The organism is Blastococcus saxobsidens, from assembly GCF_010682065.1.
Classification (GTDB): Bacteria; Actinomycetota; Actinomycetes; order Mycobacteriales; family Geodermatophilaceae; genus Blastococcus; species Blastococcus saxobsidens_B.
Genome location: NZ_JAAGWG010000008.1, coordinates 79,378 through 97,566, shown reverse-complemented (window position 1 = coordinate 97,566; position 18,189 = coordinate 79,378). Strand labels below are relative to the sequence as shown.

General features: G+C 74.2%; 13 protein-coding genes and 1 tRNA gene. 2 read left to right on the top strand and 12 right to left on the bottom strand.

Annotated elements, in window-relative coordinates; translation table 11 throughout:
• Positions 1 to 186: 186 nt before the first annotated feature.
• The 9 genes from GCU60_RS06825 to GCU60_RS06785 form a co-directional block, all read right to left on the bottom strand.
• A complete protein-coding gene (locus GCU60_RS06825) occupies positions 187 to 4,683 on the bottom strand; it encodes a PKD domain-containing protein (RefSeq protein WP_239520547.1) in 4,497 nt (1,498 codons plus the stop codon).
• A 293-nt stretch (positions 4,684 to 4,976) separates the two neighbouring features.
• Positions 4,977 to 5,621, bottom strand: coding sequence for a hypothetical protein (locus GCU60_RS06820; protein ID WP_163203510.1), 645 nt, complete (start codon positions 5,619 to 5,621; stop codon positions 4,977 to 4,979).
• Positions 5,622 to 5,704: 83 nt separating this feature from the next.
• Positions 5,705 to 6,949 carry a DUF1972 domain-containing protein gene (locus GCU60_RS06815; RefSeq protein WP_163203508.1) on the bottom strand — a complete coding sequence of 415 codons (1,245 nt, stop codon included), beginning with the start codon at positions 6,947 to 6,949 and terminating at the stop codon, positions 5,705 to 5,707.
• Between the two features lie 157 nt (positions 6,950 to 7,106).
• Entirely contained in the window at positions 7,107 to 8,489 is a 1,383-nt protein-coding gene (locus GCU60_RS06810) for a sugar transferase (protein WP_345770442.1), read from the bottom strand.
• Positions 8,490 to 8,813: 324 nt separating this feature from the next.
• Positions 8,814 to 9,413 (bottom strand): aminoacyl-tRNA hydrolase, encoded by a 600-nt coding sequence (pth, locus tag GCU60_RS06805; protein WP_163203504.1) that lies wholly within the window; start codon positions 9,411 to 9,413, stop codon positions 8,814 to 8,816.
• Between the two features lie 56 nt (positions 9,414 to 9,469).
• Positions 9,470 to 10,183 (bottom strand): 50S ribosomal protein L25/general stress protein Ctc, encoded by a 714-nt coding sequence (locus GCU60_RS06800; protein WP_163203502.1) that lies wholly within the window; start codon positions 10,181 to 10,183, stop codon positions 9,470 to 9,472.
• 332 nt (positions 10,184 to 10,515) lie between these two features.
• Positions 10,516 to 11,496 carry a ribose-phosphate diphosphokinase gene (locus GCU60_RS06795; protein WP_163203500.1) on the bottom strand — a complete coding sequence of 327 codons (981 nt, stop codon included), beginning with the start codon at positions 11,494 to 11,496 and terminating at the stop codon, positions 10,516 to 10,518.
• Between the two features lie 14 nt (positions 11,497 to 11,510).
• The gene (gene glmU / locus GCU60_RS06790) at positions 11,511 to 13,022 is read right to left on the bottom strand and encodes a bifunctional UDP-N-acetylglucosamine diphosphorylase/glucosamine-1-phosphate N-acetyltransferase GlmU (protein WP_345770441.1); all 1,512 of its coding nucleotides are present in this window, start codon (positions 13,020 to 13,022) and stop codon (positions 11,511 to 11,513) included.
• Positions 13,023 to 13,053: 31 nt separating this feature from the next.
• Positions 13,054 to 13,126: transfer RNA gene (locus tag GCU60_RS06785), tRNA-Gln, on the bottom strand.
• Between the two features lie 207 nt (positions 13,127 to 13,333).
• Here GCU60_RS06785 and GCU60_RS06780 point away from each other — a divergent pair.
• Together GCU60_RS06780 and GCU60_RS06775 are read left to right on the top strand one after the other, a co-directional pair.
• Positions 13,334 to 14,326: an acyl-CoA desaturase gene (locus GCU60_RS06780; protein ID WP_239520545.1), complete on the top strand. Its 993-nt coding sequence runs from the start codon at positions 13,334 to 13,336 to the stop codon at positions 14,324 to 14,326.
• Positions 14,327 to 14,400: 74 nt separating this feature from the next.
• Positions 14,401 to 15,009, top strand: coding sequence for a TetR/AcrR family transcriptional regulator (locus GCU60_RS06775; RefSeq protein ID WP_163203496.1), 609 nt, complete (start codon positions 14,401 to 14,403; stop codon positions 15,007 to 15,009).
• Between the two features lie 3 nt (positions 15,010 to 15,012).
• Here the strand turns inward: GCU60_RS06775 and GCU60_RS06770 are convergent, their stop codons facing one another.
• Genes GCU60_RS06770 through GCU60_RS06760 form a run of 3 tightly spaced genes read right to left on the bottom strand, consistent with a single transcriptional unit; the run spans position 15,013 to position 17,913 of the window.
• Positions 15,013 to 15,948: a 4-(cytidine 5'-diphospho)-2-C-methyl-D-erythritol kinase gene (locus tag GCU60_RS06770; RefSeq protein WP_163203494.1), complete on the bottom strand. Its 936-nt coding sequence runs from the start codon at positions 15,946 to 15,948 to the stop codon at positions 15,013 to 15,015.
• Positions 15,945 to 16,892, bottom strand: a complete 948-nt coding sequence (gene rsmA / locus GCU60_RS06765; RefSeq protein WP_345770440.1) for a 16S rRNA (adenine(1518)-N(6)/adenine(1519)-N(6))-dimethyltransferase RsmA — start codon at positions 16,890 to 16,892, stop codon at positions 15,945 to 15,947. The genes GCU60_RS06770 and rsmA overlap by 4 nt, the downstream gene beginning before the upstream one ends.
• Positions 16,822 to 17,913 (bottom strand): ubiquitin-like domain-containing protein, encoded by a 1,092-nt coding sequence (locus GCU60_RS06760; protein WP_163203492.1) that lies wholly within the window; start codon positions 17,911 to 17,913, stop codon positions 16,822 to 16,824. The genes rsmA and GCU60_RS06760 overlap by 71 nt, the downstream gene beginning before the upstream one ends.
• Between the last annotated feature and the right edge of the window lie 276 nt (positions 17,914 to 18,189).

The following is an 18,189-nucleotide window of genomic DNA, read 5'->3' as shown; positions in this document are numbered from 1 at the left end:
CGTCGTCGAGTACCGACAGTGACCATGACAGTCAGTGACGGCCCTGACGATCACCTGATCCGGTGATCGAGCGGGCGGACCTACCTCGTCGTGGTGAGGTCGGTCACCAGGTGTGACGGCGCGACTGCACCGCGCTGATCACCGGACGTCAGGGCCGGCCCCACCCGGGTCCGGCCCCGACGCGGCTCACTGGACGGCGGTGACCTGCAGGTCGTCGAAGCGGACGGCGACCGGGCTGGTCGAGCTGCCGGAGAGGTAGGCCGACAGACCCACCGATCCCCGCGCCTGCAGCGCCGCGGTGCCGTCGGTGCGGACCAGCGTCGGCGTGCCCGGCTGGGTTTCGCCTGCCCGCCAGACGGTCAGCTCCAGGTTGGTCGTCCCGGTGCCGGTCACCCGGAGGTGCACCTGCAGCGGCAGGTCCGCGGTGTACGTGACGCCGGCGAGCGTGGTGGAGCCCAGCGTGGTCTCCACGCCGCCGACCTCGCGGACCAGGGAGACTCCGACCTCACCGGCCGGAAGCACCCGTACCCGCGCGTTGTACTGCGCCGTCCCGACCCGGCGGCCGGTCACGAAGGCGTAGGCCCCGGTGCCGTTCGCCGGCGTCCGCGAGAACGACAGCGCCGTCCGCACGTCCACGTCGGTGGCCGAGACCCCACCCAGGTGCGAGCCGGCGTTGTTGCCCGGACCCACGGTCAGCACCGCGCCGCCGCCTGCGGCCGCCTGCCGGGTCGCCCCGACCAGGACGGTCCACAGGCCCCCGGCGTCCGCCGTACCCAGGCCGCCGCTGACCGACCGCTCGAACGCGTCGGCGGCCAGCACCTGCGGCTGCGCCGGACCAACGGGCGCGGTCACCGTCACCGCGCGCGTCGTGCTCGCCGCTGCTCCGTCGTCGTCGGTCACCGTCAGCGTCACCGTGTACGAGCCCGCCGCCGCGTAGCTGTGCGTCGCCGTGGCACCCGACCCCGCCGCGGTCCCGTCACCCCAGTTCCAGGCATGGGACGCGACCGATCCGTCCGCGTCGGCCGAGCCGCGCCCGTCCACCGCCACCGACAGGTCCGAGGCCTGCGCGGTGAAGGCCGCCGTCGGCGGCTGGTTGGCCGGCGCCTCCGGCTCGGGCTCGGGCTCCGGCTCCGGCTCCGGCTGGGGCTCCGACGGCACGCCGGCCGCGGTGACCGCCAGGTCGTCGAAGCGGACGGCAACCGGGCTGGACGAGCTGCCCGAGAGGTACGCGGCCACGCCCACCCCGCCGGGCGCCTGCAGCGCTGCGGTCGTATCGGTGCGCGCCAGCGTGGGCGTGGTCGGCTCGGCCCTGCCGGCCGGCCACACGGTCAGCTCCAGACCGGTCGTCCCGGCGCCGGTCACCCGGAGGTGCACCTGCAGCGGTGCGGCGTCGGTGTACGTGACGCCGGCGAGCGTGGTGGAGCCCAGCGTGGTCTCCACACCGCCGACCTCACGGACCAGGGAGACGCCGACCTCACCGCCCGGAAGGACCCGCACCCTGGCGTTGTACTGCGCCGTCCCGACCCGACGGCCGGTCACGAAGGCGTAGGCCCCGGTGCCGTTCGCCGGCGTCCGCGAGAACGACAGCGTCGTCCGCACGTCGACGTCGGTCGCCGAGACCTCGCCCAGGTAGGAGCCGGCGTTGTTGCCCGGACCCACGGTCAGCACCGCACCGCCGCCGGTCACCGCCTGCCGGGCCGCGCCCACCGCGGCGGTCCACCGGCCACCGAGGTCGGCGGTGCCGAGTCCGCCGGTGGTCGACCGCTCGAACCGGTCGCCTGCCAGCGGCTGCGCCGCTCCCGGCTCGGTCACCGCGACCCCTCGGGTCACCGAGGCCGTGGCTCCGTCGTCGTCGGTGACCGTGAGCGTCACCTGGTAGGTCCCGGGCTTCGCGTAGGTGTGCGAGGCCGTGGCACCCGAGCCGTCCGGCGTCGAGTCACCCCACGCCCAGGCGTACCTGGAGACGCTGCCGTCGGCGTCGGTCGAGCCGCGCCCGTCGACCGTGGCCACCAGACCCGATGCCGTCGAGGTGAACGACGCGGCCGGCGGCTTGTTCGCCGGGGCGGAGACCGTCACCTGCTGCACCGTGCTGCCCGTCGCCCCCGAGGCGTCGGCGACCGTGAGGCGGACGGTGTACGTGCCCGCCCGGTCGTAGGCGTGGGTCGCGGTCGGGCCGGTACCCGTGGTGCCGTCACCGAAGTCCCACGCGTACCGGCTGAGGGAACCGCCGTCGGGATCGGCGGAGAGCCGGCCGTCGAACGACCCGGTCAGTCCCTGGACGCTCGAGCTGAACGACGCCGTCGGGGCGATGTTCGTGCCCGTGCCGGTCGTGCCGATCGCGTGGTGACGGGCCACCTGCTCGGCGCTGAGGATGGTGGGGTAGACGGCGACCTCGTCGATGAGACCGTTGAAGTAGGGCGCCCCGGACCACGTGCGGTCGCCACCGATCCGCCAGTAGCCGGTGAGGTAGTCCTGCGCCATGACGGCGTCCGTCCGGCTGGCCACCAGGCGGCCGTCGACGAACAGCTGCATCCCCGTCGTGCCGAGGGTGGCCACGACGTGGTGCCACTGCCCGTTGTTGTACGCGGTGGGCGTGATCAGCTCGACGCCGGATCCGGGGTACACACCGAAGTGCAGCTTGCCGGACGGGTCCAGGAAGATCATCCGGTCGTGGTTGTTGCTCAGCCCGGTGCGCTGGTCGCCGAAGCCGACGATCCGGCCACCGGCCGTGCTGCGGGTCTCGAACCACGCCTCCACCGAGAAGGTGTGCGGGCCACGGCGCGGGGTCTGCGTCGCGAAGTAGCCACCCACGCCGTCGAACCACGTGGAGGTGTCCGCGTCGCCCCGCAGCGCACCGGCCCAGCCGCGGCCGAGGCCGCCGCTGCCGACCAGGTCGTCGACGCCGGTCAGGTCGGAGCCGGCGGTGCCGGAGCGCTCGCCGAGCGACCAGTGGTTCGTGGCCCCGTCCGCGGCCACCGCCGAGGCGTAGGCCCGGGCCGGCGTGGGCCCGGACGAGGTGCCCGTCCCCGTGCCGATGGTCGCCTCGTTGCCGAAGGGGTCGCTGACGGTGACCCGGTAGGTGTGCGCGCCGGCGGCTGCCGTGCGGTCGGTCCACGCGACGGGTGCCGCCTGCCACCACAGCGAGGACCGGGCGAAGGTGGCCACCGGCTGGGCACCGTTGTCCCGGTACACCCGGTAGGTGAGCACGCGGTTGTCCTGGTCGGTGCTGCCCTGCCAGCTCACGCGCAGTCCCCCGCTGGTGGCGGTGACGCCCACCCCCGGGGTGACCTCGGGACCGATGGCGTTCGGCGCGATCGAGGGAACGGCGAAACGGACCAGCCCCTGCTGCGCCTTGCTGTTCACCCGCGGGAACTCGCCGCCGTAGACGACGTACTGCCCGTTGCCCGTGACGCTCCAGCCCGCCTGGTACTGGCCGGTGAAGCTCCCCTGGGAGAGCAGCGGGAACCAGTTGAGCAACGCGGACGTCGGCTGCCCGGTGAAGTTCCGGTTGGCCTGGGTGCTCGGGCCCACCCGGCCGCTCGCGGCGGCGCTCATCGCCGTGGCCCGCTTCTCGACCTTCGGGTTCTGCTCCGGGTAGCCGCCGATGTTCACGCAGCTGTGCGCGTGCGACGCGATGTAGACCACGCCGTTTGCGGGGAAGCTCGAGTAGCTGTCACCGCGGCAGTCGGCGATCCAGCGCACCCGGCCGTTGGAGGCGTCGACGGCGAAGGACCCCTCGAGGTTGCCCGGGCCGTAGTAGTCGTACCCGGTGCCGTAGACGACGGAGCCGTCGGTGGAGAGGCTCCAGACGGCGGAGTTGACCCCCTGGTTCGTGATGAGCCGGTTGATCTCGAAGGTGCGGGTCGCGCCGGTGGTCGGGTCCAGCGCGGTCACGCCGGTGGCCTTGACCCCGTTCATGGTGTCGAAGCGCCCGGCGGCCACGACCTGGCTTCCACCGCCGGTGACCACCAGCGCCATGACGCTGTTGCTCGTCGCGGTGGTCCCCGGCAGGGACGGGTTGGTCGGGTTGCGGTTGCCCGACGTGGGCCCGGTGCCCGGCACCGGCGCCCAGGACAGCAGGCCGCCGTCGGACGCGCGGACCGCGGCCAGCCGGGAGCGGCTCACGCCGCCGACCGCGCTGACGCTGCCCCCGAGGTAGACCGTCGAGTCGGTCGCGGCGATGGCCGCGACCTGCCCGTTGACGCTGGGCCGGAACGTGTCGACCAGCGCGCCGGTACGGGTGTCGTAGGCGGCGATCCGGTTGCGGGGCTGCCCGTTGGCGACGGTGAAGTCCCCGCCGACGTACAGCCGCGTCCCGTCGGGAGACGCCACCACCGCCATCACCTGGCCGTTGAGGTCCGGCGCGAAGGACGAGATCAGCTGGCCGGTCCGGATGTCATAGGCCAGCAGGTTGTTCCGCACGGTCTCGTTCGTGCCGGCGGGCGAGCCCGCCGGGCGGGCGAGGCCGAACTTCCCGCCGGCGTACACCGTGTTGCCGACGACGACCTGCGACCAGACCACGCCGTTGATCTGCACCGTGGGCAGCCCGTCCGCCGACACGGTGACGGGGTCGGTGGGCGTCACCGTCATGGGCGCGGAGTCGGCCCGTGCCGCGCCGGGCGGCGTCAGTGCCGAACTCCCGACGGCGACCGCCAGTACGGCCATCGCCGCCACGGCGCGCATGCGCGCGCCTGTTCCCACAACCATCATGCGAGCCCCCGCTCAAGTTTCCATACAGACCCGTTCCGTTGGACCGGTCGACAGACACTAAGCGTGACGAGAGGCGCTGCGGCAGGGGTGAATCACCCACTCGATACGGTGACGACCTGCAGTTTCTCACCCACAATGGGGAGGTGTCGTCACTGACAGTGACGGGACATGTCCGGGTCGGCGACCGCGGTGACGCCCCCCGACGCACGACGACCCGCCACCGCGGGTGCGGTGGCGGGTCGTCGGGAGCAGCGTTCGCGGCAGGTTCAGCCCGCCCGGCCGGTGAACAGCAGGAGTGGAGCCCCGGCCTGGTAGCCCACCTCGACGGTGACGAGGTCCCGGACGTCGGTCGGCACGCTGAAGACGTAGACGCCCTCGCCGCTCCGGTCGGGGTCGACCATCCCGGTGAAGGGTCGCCGCGAGGGATCGTCCAGAGGGGAGGCCGGCGTCCGGTCGGCGCCGTAGGCGAGGTTGACCGCGACACCGTCGAGCGACACGGCCTCGGCCGTGCCGTTCTCGATGCGCACCGTCACCCGCAGCGCCGGTCCGGCGATGTTCCCCGGGCCGACCGCCGTACCCTCGATCGCCTCCACGGAGGCGATCGTGGCGACGATCCCGTTGCCGACCGCGGCAGCGGCGTCGATCGCCACCTCCGGCAGGGACGGCGGCGGTTCGTCGACGTCCTCGGTGGGTCCGGTGGGTGTGGGCGTGGGCGGCATGGGGGCCGGGGCCGTCGAGCCCTCGGGCGCGCCCGAGGTGGCGGCGGCCCTCGAGTCGTCGGCGGCAGCCGCGCCGTCCCCGTTCCCGGGGCGGGTGACCAGGAACGCCACCAGGGCGAGCAGCGCCACGAGCACCGCCGCACCGAGCACGACCTGCTGACGGCGCCGCGGCGCGGGCAGCGCGCCGTCCATCTCCGCCGGCGACCTCGGGACCCCCTTCGTCCGTCCCCCCTCGCGGGTGGCCTCGACGCCGTCGCGCCCGCGACTCCAGCGGCTCACTGCTGGGCCCCGGGGAACGAGATCACGGCGGAACGGGCGGCGATCGGCTCGCGGGCACCGACGTCCGGGGCCGGACGCGGGAAGGGCACGGGCGCGGGGACGGACGAGTGAGCCGGGAAGCGCCGGCCGGAGGGCCGCCGGCTCGGCACGTTCCGCCCGGCCAGCCGGCGGGCGAGCTGCTCGTACCCGGCGGCGACGTCGTCCCAGTCGTAGCCCTTCGCCAGCTCGCGGGCCCGCACGCCCGCCCTGCCGACCATGGCCGGGTCGGCCTCGGCGGCGTCGACGAGCGCGGCGACGTCGGCGGGGCTGGCGAAGAACCGACCGGCGTCCTCGACCACTTCGCGGTTGAAGTCGACGTCGTAGGCCAGGACGGCGGCGCCGGCACCGATGGCCCGCAGCAGCGAGGGGTTGGTGCCGCCGACCGAGTGCCCGTGCAGGTAGGTGTAGGAGTGGGCGTACAGCTGGTCCAGCTGGTCCTGGTCCCAGACCCCGCCCAGGAAACGCACCCGCTCGTCGGCCAGGCCGTGCACCCGGGCTGTGTAGGCGTCGGAGTAGGGCGCCGAGCCGACCACGACCAGCGGCTTGGTGGCCCCGCTGCGGCGGTACCCGTCGACGATCACGTCGACGTGGTTCTCCGGCTCGAAGCGGGCGACGAGCAGGTGGTAGCCGCCGGGGGTCAGGCCGAGCTCGGCCAGCTTGTCGGTGCCCGGAGCGATCCGCGGCGCACCGTAGGTCAGCAGCGTCGTCGGCGCCCCGAACTCCGACCGGTAGTAGTCGGCGATGCCCTGGGCGTCGGCGATGAGCGCGTCGGACCAGCGGACGGCCAGCGACTCGGCGAGGCGGTAGTACCGCTGGCCGATCGGGCCCCACTTGGCCCGCTTCCACTCCAGCCCGTCCACGTGCGTGGCCACCGGGATGCGGGCGGCGCGCAGCGCCGGGAGCAGCGGCGCGTTGGCGGCGTTGAAGACGAACGCCGCGTCCGTGCGGCGGGCCAGCAGGTGGGCCACCGAGAGCGCCGAGTGGCTCAGCGTCTCCAGGGACCGCTTGCGGGCGGCGGGCAGGTGGACCAGCTCCATGCCGAGGTACCGGCTGGGCCGCTCGTCCTCACCCGGGGTGGTCCGGCAGTACACGACCACCCGGTGCCCCCGGTCGGCCAGTCGGCGACCGACCTCCTCGACGGCGGTCTCGAAGCCGCCGTACCGAGCAGGTACCCCGCGCGTGCCGACCATGGCGATCCGCATGGTCCCTCCGTCCGTGTCCCGGCGCTCCCGTACCGGCGAGCACCTGATGGCCGCCGTATCGACGCCTGTCGACCAGCAGCTTCACCGATGGAGGGACCCGGGAGGACGGTTCGGGGTCACCGCGTGACTCCTGAGAGTGACGCCCGGACGAGGGAGGTCAGTAGGCCCCGGAGCGGGACAGGACGGCTCGCCCGGTCTTCCAGAGGATCAGCACGTCGAGGGTCAGCGACCAGTTCTCCACGTACCGCAGGTCGAGGCGCACCGACTCCTCCCACGACAGGTCGCTGCGGCCCGAGATCTGCCACAGGCCGGTCAGGCCCGGCTTGACCAGCAGCCGGCGGCTGACGGAGGTGTCGTAGCGCAGCACCTCGGCCGGCAGCGGCGGGCGCGGACCCACCATGGACATCGAGCCACCGAGCACGTTGAACAGCTGGGGCAGCTCGTCGAGCGAGAGCCGGCGCAGGAAGCGGCCCACGGGCGTGACCCGGGGATCGGTGCGCATCTTGAACAGCAGGCCGTCGGAGATGTTGTCCGCGCGGAGCGCGTCCAGCTGCCGGTCGGCGTCGACGACCATGCTCCGGAACTTCAGCATGGTGAACGTGCGGCCGCCCAGACCCACCCGCTCCTGGCGGTAGAGCACCGGCCCGGGGCTGGTCAGGCCGACGGCGGCGGCCAGGGTCAGGAGCACCGGCGCGAGCAGCACCAGCGCCACGGCGGCGACGAGCCGGTCGACGGCCCCCTTGACCACCCGGCGCCAGCCCTCGAAGGACGGCTGCTCGACCGAGAGCAGCGGCAGCCCCTCGAACGGGCGGATGTGCAGCCGGGGGCCCGCCACCTCGATCAGGCCGGGGGCGACCAGGAGCTCGATGCCGCTGCCCTCCAGCTGCCAGGACAGCTGCCGCAGGTACTGTGCGGCCGTCTCGCTGGCCGACGTCACGGCGATGGTGTCCGCAGCGTGCTCGGCGGCGAGGGCGAGCACGTCGTCGAGTCCGCCGACCGGCAGCCCGGTCCGCTGGCCGACGCGCGTGCGGTCGGCCGGCGTCACCGCCGTGGCGACGACGTCGAGCCCGGCGTGCTGCTCGCGCTGCAGCCGGGTGACCAGCTCGAGGACCGCGCCACCGCGGCCCACGACGACGACCCGCTTCGTGCAGCGGCCCTGGGCTCGCAGCCGGTGCAGCCGCGAGCGGGCGGCGTACCGGCCCAGGAGGGTGACGCCGGTCAGGGCGGGGATGGCGACGACGACGAGGGCGCGGCTGAGGTCGAGCGCCGCGATGTAGGACAGGAAGCTCGCGCCGGCCAGCAGCAGGAAGCCGGCGCGACCCACCCGCCGGTACTCGTCGCTGCCCGTGCCGTAGGCGCGCTCCGAGTAGGCGCCGGTCGCGCCGAGCAGCACCGGCCAGGCGACCAGGACGGCCAGCGCGGCCCAGGACAGCGCGGTCCCGGCGAGGTAGGACTGGCCGGTGCGGAGGAGGACGACGGCGCCGGCGGCGGCAGCCAGGAGGCTCTCCACCAGGACCAGCGACACGGTGTAGGACCGCACCCACGCGGGCGACGTCCGACGGGGCAGCGCTCGGGGACGCGACACACCGGCGGCGGCCGACCCTGCGGGCGCACCCGGCAGGATGACCGCCCCTGCACTCGACTGCTGCTGATCCAGAAGCATGCGTCCCCCCGAACGACTATCACGCTGCGTAGTCGCATGAACACATCAGTCCGAGGACATGGCCTGTGAGCTGCGGCTTCGCATCGCGCCTTGGTGCGATCCGGGCGCAACACTCACAGAGAGTCATGGCAAGGGTCAATGCGGGCGGGCGTGCTTCACCCGATCGGACCGGCTGGTGTCGCTCGGAGGGGGAAGGCGCGGTCAGCCGCGGGGGTGCACCTGGTTCTGCGCGGCCTCGAGGCCCGCGGTCAGGAGGAGCTCCGTGGCGTCGGCGGCCTCGACCAGCAGCAGGTCGAGTTCCTTGCGCTCGGTGGCGGAGAAGTCCTTGAGCACGTAGTCGGCCGGTTCCTGCCGCCCCGGCGGACGGCCGATGCCGACCCGGACGCGCAGGTACTCCTTGGTCCCGGTGGACCGGGTGATGGAGCGCAGACCGTTGTGCCCGCCCTCGCCACCGCCGCGCTTGAGCCGCACGGAGGCGAACGGGATGTCCAGCTCGTCGTGGACCACGACCAGCTGCTCGGGCGGGAGCTTGTGGTAGTCGAGCAGCCCGCGCACGGGGCTCCCCGACTCGTTCATGTACGTGAGCGGCTGGGCGAGCACGACCCGGCGGCCGGCCAGCCGCCCCTCGCCGGCGAGCGCCCGCGCACGGGCACCCTTGCCGGCGGCCAGCTTGACGCCCGCCCGCCGGGCCAGCTCGGCCAGGACCATGGCGCCCACGTTGTGCCGGTTGCCGGCGTACCCCGGTCCGGGGTTGCCCAGCCCGACGACGACGAACGGGCCGTCCGGCGCAGGGGACGCCACAGGGGCGCCGGCCGTGCCGGCGCCCCTGTGGGACGTGCTCTCGCTCAGCGGATCGCTCAGCCGTTGTCGGCGGACTTCTCCGCCGAGTCCATCGACTCGCCGCTGCCCTGGTCCTGCGGCTCGGGGACGACGTCGCCCTCGCCCTCGGCCTTGGCCTCGTCGGACTCCTCGCGCTCGATGCCGGCCTCGGCCTCGGCCTCGGCGAGCTCCGCCTCGAGGGCCTCGGCCGTGGGCGCACCCAGGAAGCCGATGACCAGCGCCTCCGGGTCGGTGATGAGGGTCGAGCCCGCGGGCAGCACGAGGTCGGCCGCGGTGATGTTCTGACCGGCGGTGCGGCCGGTGACGTCGACCTCGATGCTCTCGGGCAGCCTGGTGGCGTCGGCCTCGATGGAGACGGTGTTGAGCTGGTGGTTCGGGATCGAGTCCGGCCCGGGCTCACCGACGACGACGATCGGCACGTCGACGGTGGTCTTCTCACCACGACGGACGAGGAGCAGGTCGACGTGCTCGTGCGTGCGGGTGAGCGGGTCGCGCTGCACGGCCTTGGTCAGCGCGAGCTGCTCCTTGCCCTCCAGGACGATGGTGAGCAGGACGTTGGTGCCGCCGTTGCGCAGGGCCGCGGCGAACTCGCGGGCCGGCAGCGACAGGTGGACGACGTCCTGGCCGTGCCCGTAGAGGACGGCGGGCACGCGGCCGGCACGACGGGTGCGACGGGCGCTGCCCTTGCCGAACTCGGTGCGGGTCTCGGCGTCGAGGCGGAAGTCAGCCACGGTGGTGTGCTCCTAGCGAAGAGGGTCTGCGTGCGTGCCGGCGACCGGGCGCAACGCACCCCGCGGGGCACACGCACGTCGATCACGGAGCAGGAGCTCCCTCGCCGGGCAACTGTGACACTGTACCCGGACCCGCCGGTCGCATGGAGCGGGGGCCCGGAGGGTCCCCCGAGGTGCGACAAGACGCGAGCCGGAGACGCTGGAACGCGACCCGCCCCACGAGGCCGTCGGGGCGAGCGGGGGCCGGAGGCTCCCCGAGCCACGGCGGGAAACGGCTCAGCGCAGGCCGGGGACGACTCCTGGACGCGGTCGTCGTCCGGAGGACGACGATGTCACGACTCCCCGCCGAAGAGGCTCGTCACCGAGCCGTCCTCGAACACCGCCTTGATCGCCTGCGCGAGCAGCGGCGCGATGGAGAGCACGGTGAGCTTGTCGAACCGGCGGGCCTCGTCGATGGGCAGCGTGTTGGTGACCAGCACCTCGCTGACCCGGCTGTTCTTGAGCCGGTCGACGGCGGGGCCGGAGAGCACGCCGTGGGTGGCGGCGATGATCACGTCGGCCGCGCCCTGGGCGAAGAGGGTGTCGGCGGCCTTCACGATCGTGCCGCCGGTGTCGATCATGTCGTCGACCAGGATGCAGACCCGGCCCTCGACCTCACCGACGACGCGGTTGGCCACGACCTCGTTGGGCCGGGAGACGTCACGCGTCTTGTGGATGAAGGCCAGCGGCGTCCCGCCGAGCTTGTCGCTCCAGCGCTCGGAGACGCGGACGCGGCCGGCGTCGGGCGAGACCACGGTGAGGGCGCAGTGGCCCCACTTCCGCTTCACCTCGTCGACCAGGAGGTCCATGGCGAAGAGGTGGTCGACGGGCCCGTCGAAGAAGCCCTGGATCTGCGCGGTGTGCAGGTCGACGGCCATGAGCCGGTCGGCGCCGGCGGTCTTGAACAGGTCGGCCACCAGGCGCGCCGAGATGGGCTCGCGGCCGCGGTGCTTCTTGTCCTGCCGGGCGTAGGGGAAGAACGGGGCGACGACGGTGATCCGCTTGGCCGAGGCGCGCTTGAGCGCGTCGACCATGATCAGCTGCTCCATGAGCCAGGTGTTGATGGGCGCCGTGTGGCTCTGCACGACGAACGCGTCGCAGCCGCGCACCGACTCCTCGAACCGCACGAACAGCTCGCCGTTGGCGAACTCGTACGACGCCGTGGGCGTCGGCGTGACGCCGAGGTGGCCGGCGATCTCGTCGGTCAGCGCGGGGTATGCCCGGCCGGAGAAGAGCATCAGGCTCTTGTTCGTGGTCTGCCGGATCGCACTCATCGGCTTCGCTGTCCCTAGCTGTCGTGGTCCACGCGGGAGGGCCCGGACGGGTCCTCCCGGGGTGCCTCGGCCCGGCTCTCAGCCGCTGCCGCGGCCTCCGCGGCGGGCGTCCCGGACCGTCGGCGTCGCACCCAGCCTGCCACATTGCGCTGGGGCGCCCGCGCGACGGCCATGGCACCGGGGGGCACGTCGGAGGTGATGACCGAGCCCGCGGCGGTGTACGCGCCGTCCCCCACCGTGACCGGCGCCACGAACATGTTGTCGGCGCCGGTGCGGGCGTGGTCGCCGATCGTCGTGTGGTGCTTGGCCACGCCGTCGTAGTTCACGAACACCGTGGCGGCGCCGATGTTGGTGCCGCGCCCGATCGTCGCGTCCCCCACGTAGGACAGGTGCGGGATCTTCGACCCCTCACCGACCTGCGCGTTCTTCGTCTCCACGAAGGTGCCGACCTTGGCGCCGGCGCCGAGGTCGGTCCCGGGCCGCAGGTAGGCGAACGGGCCGACCTGCACGTCGTCCCCGATGCGCGCGCCGACCGCGTGGGTGCGCACCACGGTGGCCCGCTCCCCCACCTGCGTGTCGGTCAGCGACGTGTCCGGGCCCACGTGGGCACCGTCACCCACGGCCGTTCCCCCACGGAGGTGGGTACCGGGCTCCAGGACGGCGTCCCGCCCGACGGTGACGGTCGCGTCCACCCAGGTGGTGAGGGGGTCGACGACGGTGACGCCGCTGCGCATGAGGCCGTCGAGCACCCGGTCGTTGAGGGTGCGGCGGCGGGCGGCGAGCTCCACCCGGTCGTTGCAGCCGAGCACGTCGTCCGGGTCGTCGGCGCGGACGGCGGCGGTGGGCGCCCCACCGGCCACCAGGGGGGCCAGCGCGTCGGTGAGGTACTGCTCGCCCTGGGCGTTGTCGGTCGCCAGCCCCGACAGCACGCGGCGCAGCGTCCCGGCGTTCGCGACGTAGACACCGGCGTTGACCTCGCGGATCGCCCGCTGCTCGTCGGTGGCGTCGCGCTCCTCGACGATGGCCCGCGGCGCGCCGCTCCCGTCGCGGACGATCCGGCCGAGCCCCGTCGGGTCCGCGACCTCGGCGGTCAGCACGGTGAAGACGCTGCCGGCCGCGTCGTGCGCCGTCACCAGCGCGGCCAGGGTGCGGCTCGTGAGCAAGGGAGAGTCGCCGTTGACGACGAGGACCGAGCCCTCGAGGTCGGGCACCGCGGCCAGGGCGACGGCGGCCGCGTGCCCCGATCCCAGCTGCTCCTCCTGGACGACGGGCAGCGCGGTGGGCGCGACCTCCGCGAGGTGCTGCTCGACCTGCTCGCGACCGGAGCCCACCACCACGACCGTGGTGCCCGCGGCCAGCGGCTCGGCGGCGGCCAGCACGTGGCCCACGAGGCTGCGCCCCCCGAGGGTGTGCAGCACCTTGGGCGTGGACGAGCGCATGCGCGTGCCCTGCCCGGCGGCGAGGACCACGACGGCGGCCACCGTCGGAGCGGTGTCGGGGGCGGGGGCCGGCTGGGCGTGGGTCACGGAACTCCTCGGTCGGCGGCGGACTGCTTCGCTGGGGGACTCGGACTCGAACCGAGACTGCACGGCTCCAAAGGCCGGCGGGCTGCCGATTACCCCATCCCCCATCCCGGGGCCGGGAGCCGGCCGGGACGCACCGGCCGCACCGGCGCACCCCGGAGCCTAGGGCCCGCGGGCCCACGCGGGCACGTGCCCGGCGCCACCGGGTCATCCGCTCGGGTCGCCGCCCCGCCTACGGTGGCGTAGGTTACGGACACGTAGCCGGGCCCGTCGTGCGCCCGATGTCTCTCCCCTCGGTCGCCCTCGGAGGCCCCTTGTCCGCTCCCGCCCGCACCCGGCCCCTGGCTCCACCCCGCGTCGCCGCGCCCCACGAAGGGTTGCCCGCGAACGCGATCGGCCGGCGCAAGAGCGTGCTGGAGATCGTGACCCTGTACGTCATCGTGATCGTGCCGTTCCTCGCCCTGGCGGCGATCGTGCCGGCCGTGTGGGGCTGGGGCCTGTCCTGGCTCGACGTCGGCCTCGCGATCGGCTTCTACTTCTTCACCCTGCTCGGCGTGACGGTGGGCTACCACCGCTACTTCACGCACGGCTCGTTCAAGGCCAAGCGCCCGCTGCGCCTGGGCCTGGCCGTCGCCGGTTCCATGGCGATCCAGGGTCCCGTGGTCCAGTGGGTGGCCGACCACCGCCGGCACCACGCCTTCTCCGACCGCGACGGCGACCCGCACTCGCCGTGGCGGTACGGCACGGATCTGCGCTCGCTGCTCAAGGGCATGTTCCACGCCCACCTGGGATGGCTGTTCGAGCGGCGCAAGACCAGCATGGAGCGCTACGCGCCGGACCTGCTGAAGGACTCCGCCCTGGTCCGCACCGACCGGATGTTCGTCGTCTGGGCCGGGACCAGCCTCTTCCTCCCCGCCGTCATCGGCGGCCTGGTGACCATGAGCTGGGCGGGCGCGCTGTCGGCGTTCTTCTGGGCCGGCCTGGTGCGCATCGCGGTGCTGCACCACGTCACCTGGTCGATCAACTCGGTCTGCCACGTCGTCGGCGACCGGCCGTTCGTCTCCCCGGGCCGGGACCGCGCCACGAACTTCTGGCCGCTGGCGATCCTCAGCGCGGGCGAGTCCTGGCACAACCTGCACCACGCCGACCCGACCTGCGCCCGGCACGGCGTGCTGCGCGGGCAGATCGACCTCAGCGCCCGGGTGATCTGGATGTTCGAGAAGCTCGGCTGGGCCTGGAACGTCAAGTGGCCCGACCCGGTGCGGCTCGCGGCCAAGCGCCGCCAGCCCGCCCCGGCCGGCAGCTGACCATCGCACCACTCCCCGAGCGGCCGGGGACCCGCGCCCCCACGGCACGGGTCGCCGGCCGCTCGCGCGTGCGCATGTCGGCGCCCGAGCGGCGTCGGCAGCTGCTGGACGTGGGCCGCGAGGTCTTCGCCCGGAAGGGCTTCGACGGCACCTCGGTGGAGGAGATCGCCGCCCGGGCGCAGGTCAGCAAGCCGGTCGTGTACGAGCACTTCGGGGGCAAGGAGCGCCTGCACGCCGACGTCGTCGACCGCGAGATGCACCGCCTGCTGGAGCGCGCCACGACGGCGCTGTCGGCTCCCGGGCACCCGCGGGACCTGCTGGAGCGCGCCGCCCTGGTCCTGCTGGACTACATCGAGGAGGACACCGACGGCTTCCGGGTGCTGCTGCGTGACGCCCCGGCCACCAGCGGCGCCGGCCCCTTCGGCTCCCTGCTGGGCGAGGTCGCCCGCAAGGTGGAGCACATCCTCGGCGCTCAGTTCGCCGACCGCGGCTACGCCCCGGAGCTGGCCGGCCTCTACAGCCAGGCGCTCGTCGGCATGGTCGCGCAGACGGGCCAGTGGTGGCTGGACACCCGGTCCCCGGGCAAGCACGAGGTGGCCGCCCACCTGGTCGCCCTCGCCTACGACGGGCTGTCCCACCTGCGCTCGGGGAACGACGGCAGCGGCCGCCCGGGCACCGGCTGACCGCTACGCGAGGAGCCGGGCGCCGGGCACCGGGCCGGTGACGGCGCGGACGGTGCGGAAGACCCCCACCCCGGCCAGCTCGGCGGCCATCCGGACCGCGGCTCCCTCGTCGGCGGCCAGCGCCGCGACGGTCGGCCCCGAGCCGCTCACCAGGACCGCGGTCGCGCCGGCGTCGGCGGCGGCGCGCAGCGCACGGCGCAGGTCCGGGCGCAGGCTGCACGCCGGCGCCTGCAGGTCGTTCACGAGCGCGGCGCCGAGGTCGGCGGCCGCTCCGCCCCGCAGCGCCGCGAGCACCGCCTCGGCGGGTACCGGGCCGGCGGGGTCGGGCAGCCGTCCCGCGGCACGCATGCGGTCGAGCTCGCCGTAGACCGCCGGCGTCGACAACCCCTCCCCCGCGATGCCCAGCACCCAGTGCGTCGCCCCCGCCGCGAGGACCGGCGTCACCTGCTCGCCGCGCCCGGTCCCGAGGGCGACGCCCCCGACCAGGCTGAACGGCACGTCGCTGCCGAGCCGGGCAGCCAGGTCGAGCAGGTCCTCGCGCCGCGCCCGGGTGCCCCAGAACGCGTCCAGCGCGACCAGCGTGGCGGCTGCGTCGGCGCTCCCGCCGGCCAGGCCGGCGGCGACCGGGATGGTCTTGGTGACGGCGAGCGAGGCGTCCGCGGGCACACCCGCGTGCCGGGCCAGCAGCTCGGCGGCGCGCCACACCAGGTTGGTCCGGTCCCCCGGCACCAGCCCCGGCCCGCTCCCGGTGCCGGTGCCCTCGCCGGAGACGCTGAGCGACAGCCCGTCCCCGGGCCCGACGGTGACCGTGTCGAACAGCGAGACCGCCAGGTAGACGGTGTGCAGCTCGTGGAAGCCGTCCGCGCGCAGCGGCCCGACGCCGAGGTGCACGTTGACCTTGGCCGGCGCGCGGGCGGCGACCGGATCCGGCGTGGTCACCGGTCCACCGGCGCGGTGGCCGCCAGCCGGGCGAAGTCCTCGACGGAGAGCTGCTCGCCGCGCGTGGACGGCTCGATCCCCGCGGCCCGCAGCCGCGCCTCGGCGGCCGCCGGGCTCCCCGCCCAGCGGGCCAGGGCGGCCCGCAGGCCCTTGCGGCGCATGGCGAAGGCGGCGTCGGCAGCGGCGAACGTGGCCCGCCGGTCGCCCGGCGGCGGCGGACGACGGACCAGCGCGACGAGCCCGGAGTCGACGTTGGGCTCGGGCCAGAACACCCGGCGGCCGACGTTGCCGGCGCGGCGCACGTCGCCGTACCAGGCGGCCTTGACCGACGGGATGCCGTAGGCCGGCGCCCCCGGCGCCGCCGCCAGCCGCTCGGCGACCTCGGCCTGGACCAGGACCAGCGCCCGGTCGAGCGTCGGCAGCAGCTCGAGCATGTTCAGCAGCACGGGGACGGCGATGTTGTAGGGCAGGTTCGCCACCAGCGCCGTCGGCGGCGGGCCGGGCAGCTCGGTCACCCGCAGGGCGTCGGCCTCGACGACGGTGAGCCGGTCGGCGAGGTCGGGACGGCGGGCGGCGACCGTCGACGGCAGCAGCGCGGCCAGGCGTGGGTCGATCTCCACCGCGGTCACCCGGGCGGCGGCCGGGAGCAGGCCGAGGGTGAGGGACCCCAGCCCGGGGCCGATCTCCAGCACCACGTCGTCCGGGCGGACCTCGGCCGTGCGCACGATCCGGCGGATCGTGTTGGCGTCGTGCAGGAAGTTCTGCCCGAGCGTCTTCGTGGGACGCAGATCGAGCTGCTGGGCCAGCTCGCGGATGGCGGCGGGGCCCAGCAGCCCGTCGGTCTGCTCGGGTGTGGTGCTCAGGGGGATCCGATCAGTTGAACAGGCGGGGCCCGCAGTGCGGCCACTGGCCGGCGCCGGAGCGCTGGTACAGCTGCTGCGCACGGTACGTCTGCTCCTCGGCCGAGGCCGCGGCCGGGTCGCCGGTGCCACCGACGGCGGCCCAGGTGCTCGTGGAGAACTGGTACATGCCCCGGTACTTGCCGCTCGCGCTGACCGCGTTCGGCCGGCCGCCCGACTCGCACGCGGCCAGCGCGCCCCAGTTGAGGCCGTCGGCGGCCGGCTTGTTGGCGGGGCGGGCCTTGGTGCCCACGGTCACCTGCTCGGCGACGGGTTCACGGGTCACGGTCGTGGACAGCGTCTCGCGAGCGGTCTCCTGGCCGTCGACGACGGTCACGCGGAAGGTGGTCCGCTGCTCGCCGTCCACGCCCTTCACGGTGACCTTCTCCTCGCCCTGGAAGGCGGCGTCGTCCTTGGTCTCGACCCGGCCGTGCGGGACGGCGCTGGTCTCGGTGACCTCCGATACCTGCACGCGGAAGACCTGCAGCCGCATGCGGTCGAGCAGGCCCTGCTCCAGCCGCAGGCTCGTGCGGTCGGTCTCGCTGAGCGCGATGCCCTGCTCGGCCAGCAGGTCGCCGGCCGTGCCGGCGGTCGTGGTGACGACGCGCTCCTGGCCGTCGACGACCAGCACGACGTCCTTGGGGGTGCTGACGGTGAGCGCCATGCCCTCGAGCGGCAGGCGCTCACCGCGGCTGGCCGAGAGCACCAGGCCGTCGGCGCGCATACCGAGCTGGTCCAGCGCCTCCTCGACCGAGAGCGCGGTGACGTACACCTCGCGCGAGACGCCGTCGACGGTGAGCTCCAGCGGGCGGGCCCGGTTCAGCACGACGGCGTCGCCGTCGCCCACCGCCGCGTCGGCCGACGGGAGGACCACGTCGTGCGCGGCGAGGGCCAGCCCCTCGTCCTCCAGCACCTCGCCCACGGTGTCGGCGTAGGTGCCGACGGTGCGGGTCTGCCCGTCGACGGTCAGCGTCACGGACTTCTGGGCGATGAAGTAGGCGAGCGTCCCGCCCACGAGTCCGAGGAGCACGAGGGCGAAGAGGCTGAACTGCAGGGAGCGGCGCACGGCACTTCCAGGGGTTCCGGGTTCCGGGCAGGAGAGCGACCCGGCCGCCGGAGCGGCCCGGTCACGGGAAGCGCCTCGGGCGGCCTCCGGCGGAGCGTGAGCTCCGGACCGGGAAGAGCCACCCGGGTCGTCCTCCACCCCGGCTGTCGATCACGACACGATAACGAACACGTAGTGCTTGGCAACGGTGCACGACGAGTGAAGCAGAGCTCGAAGACCGCGGATCGTGGGCGCGCCGGTGCGCAGTGTCACCGCCGTGCCGGGTGGGGCTGGTGT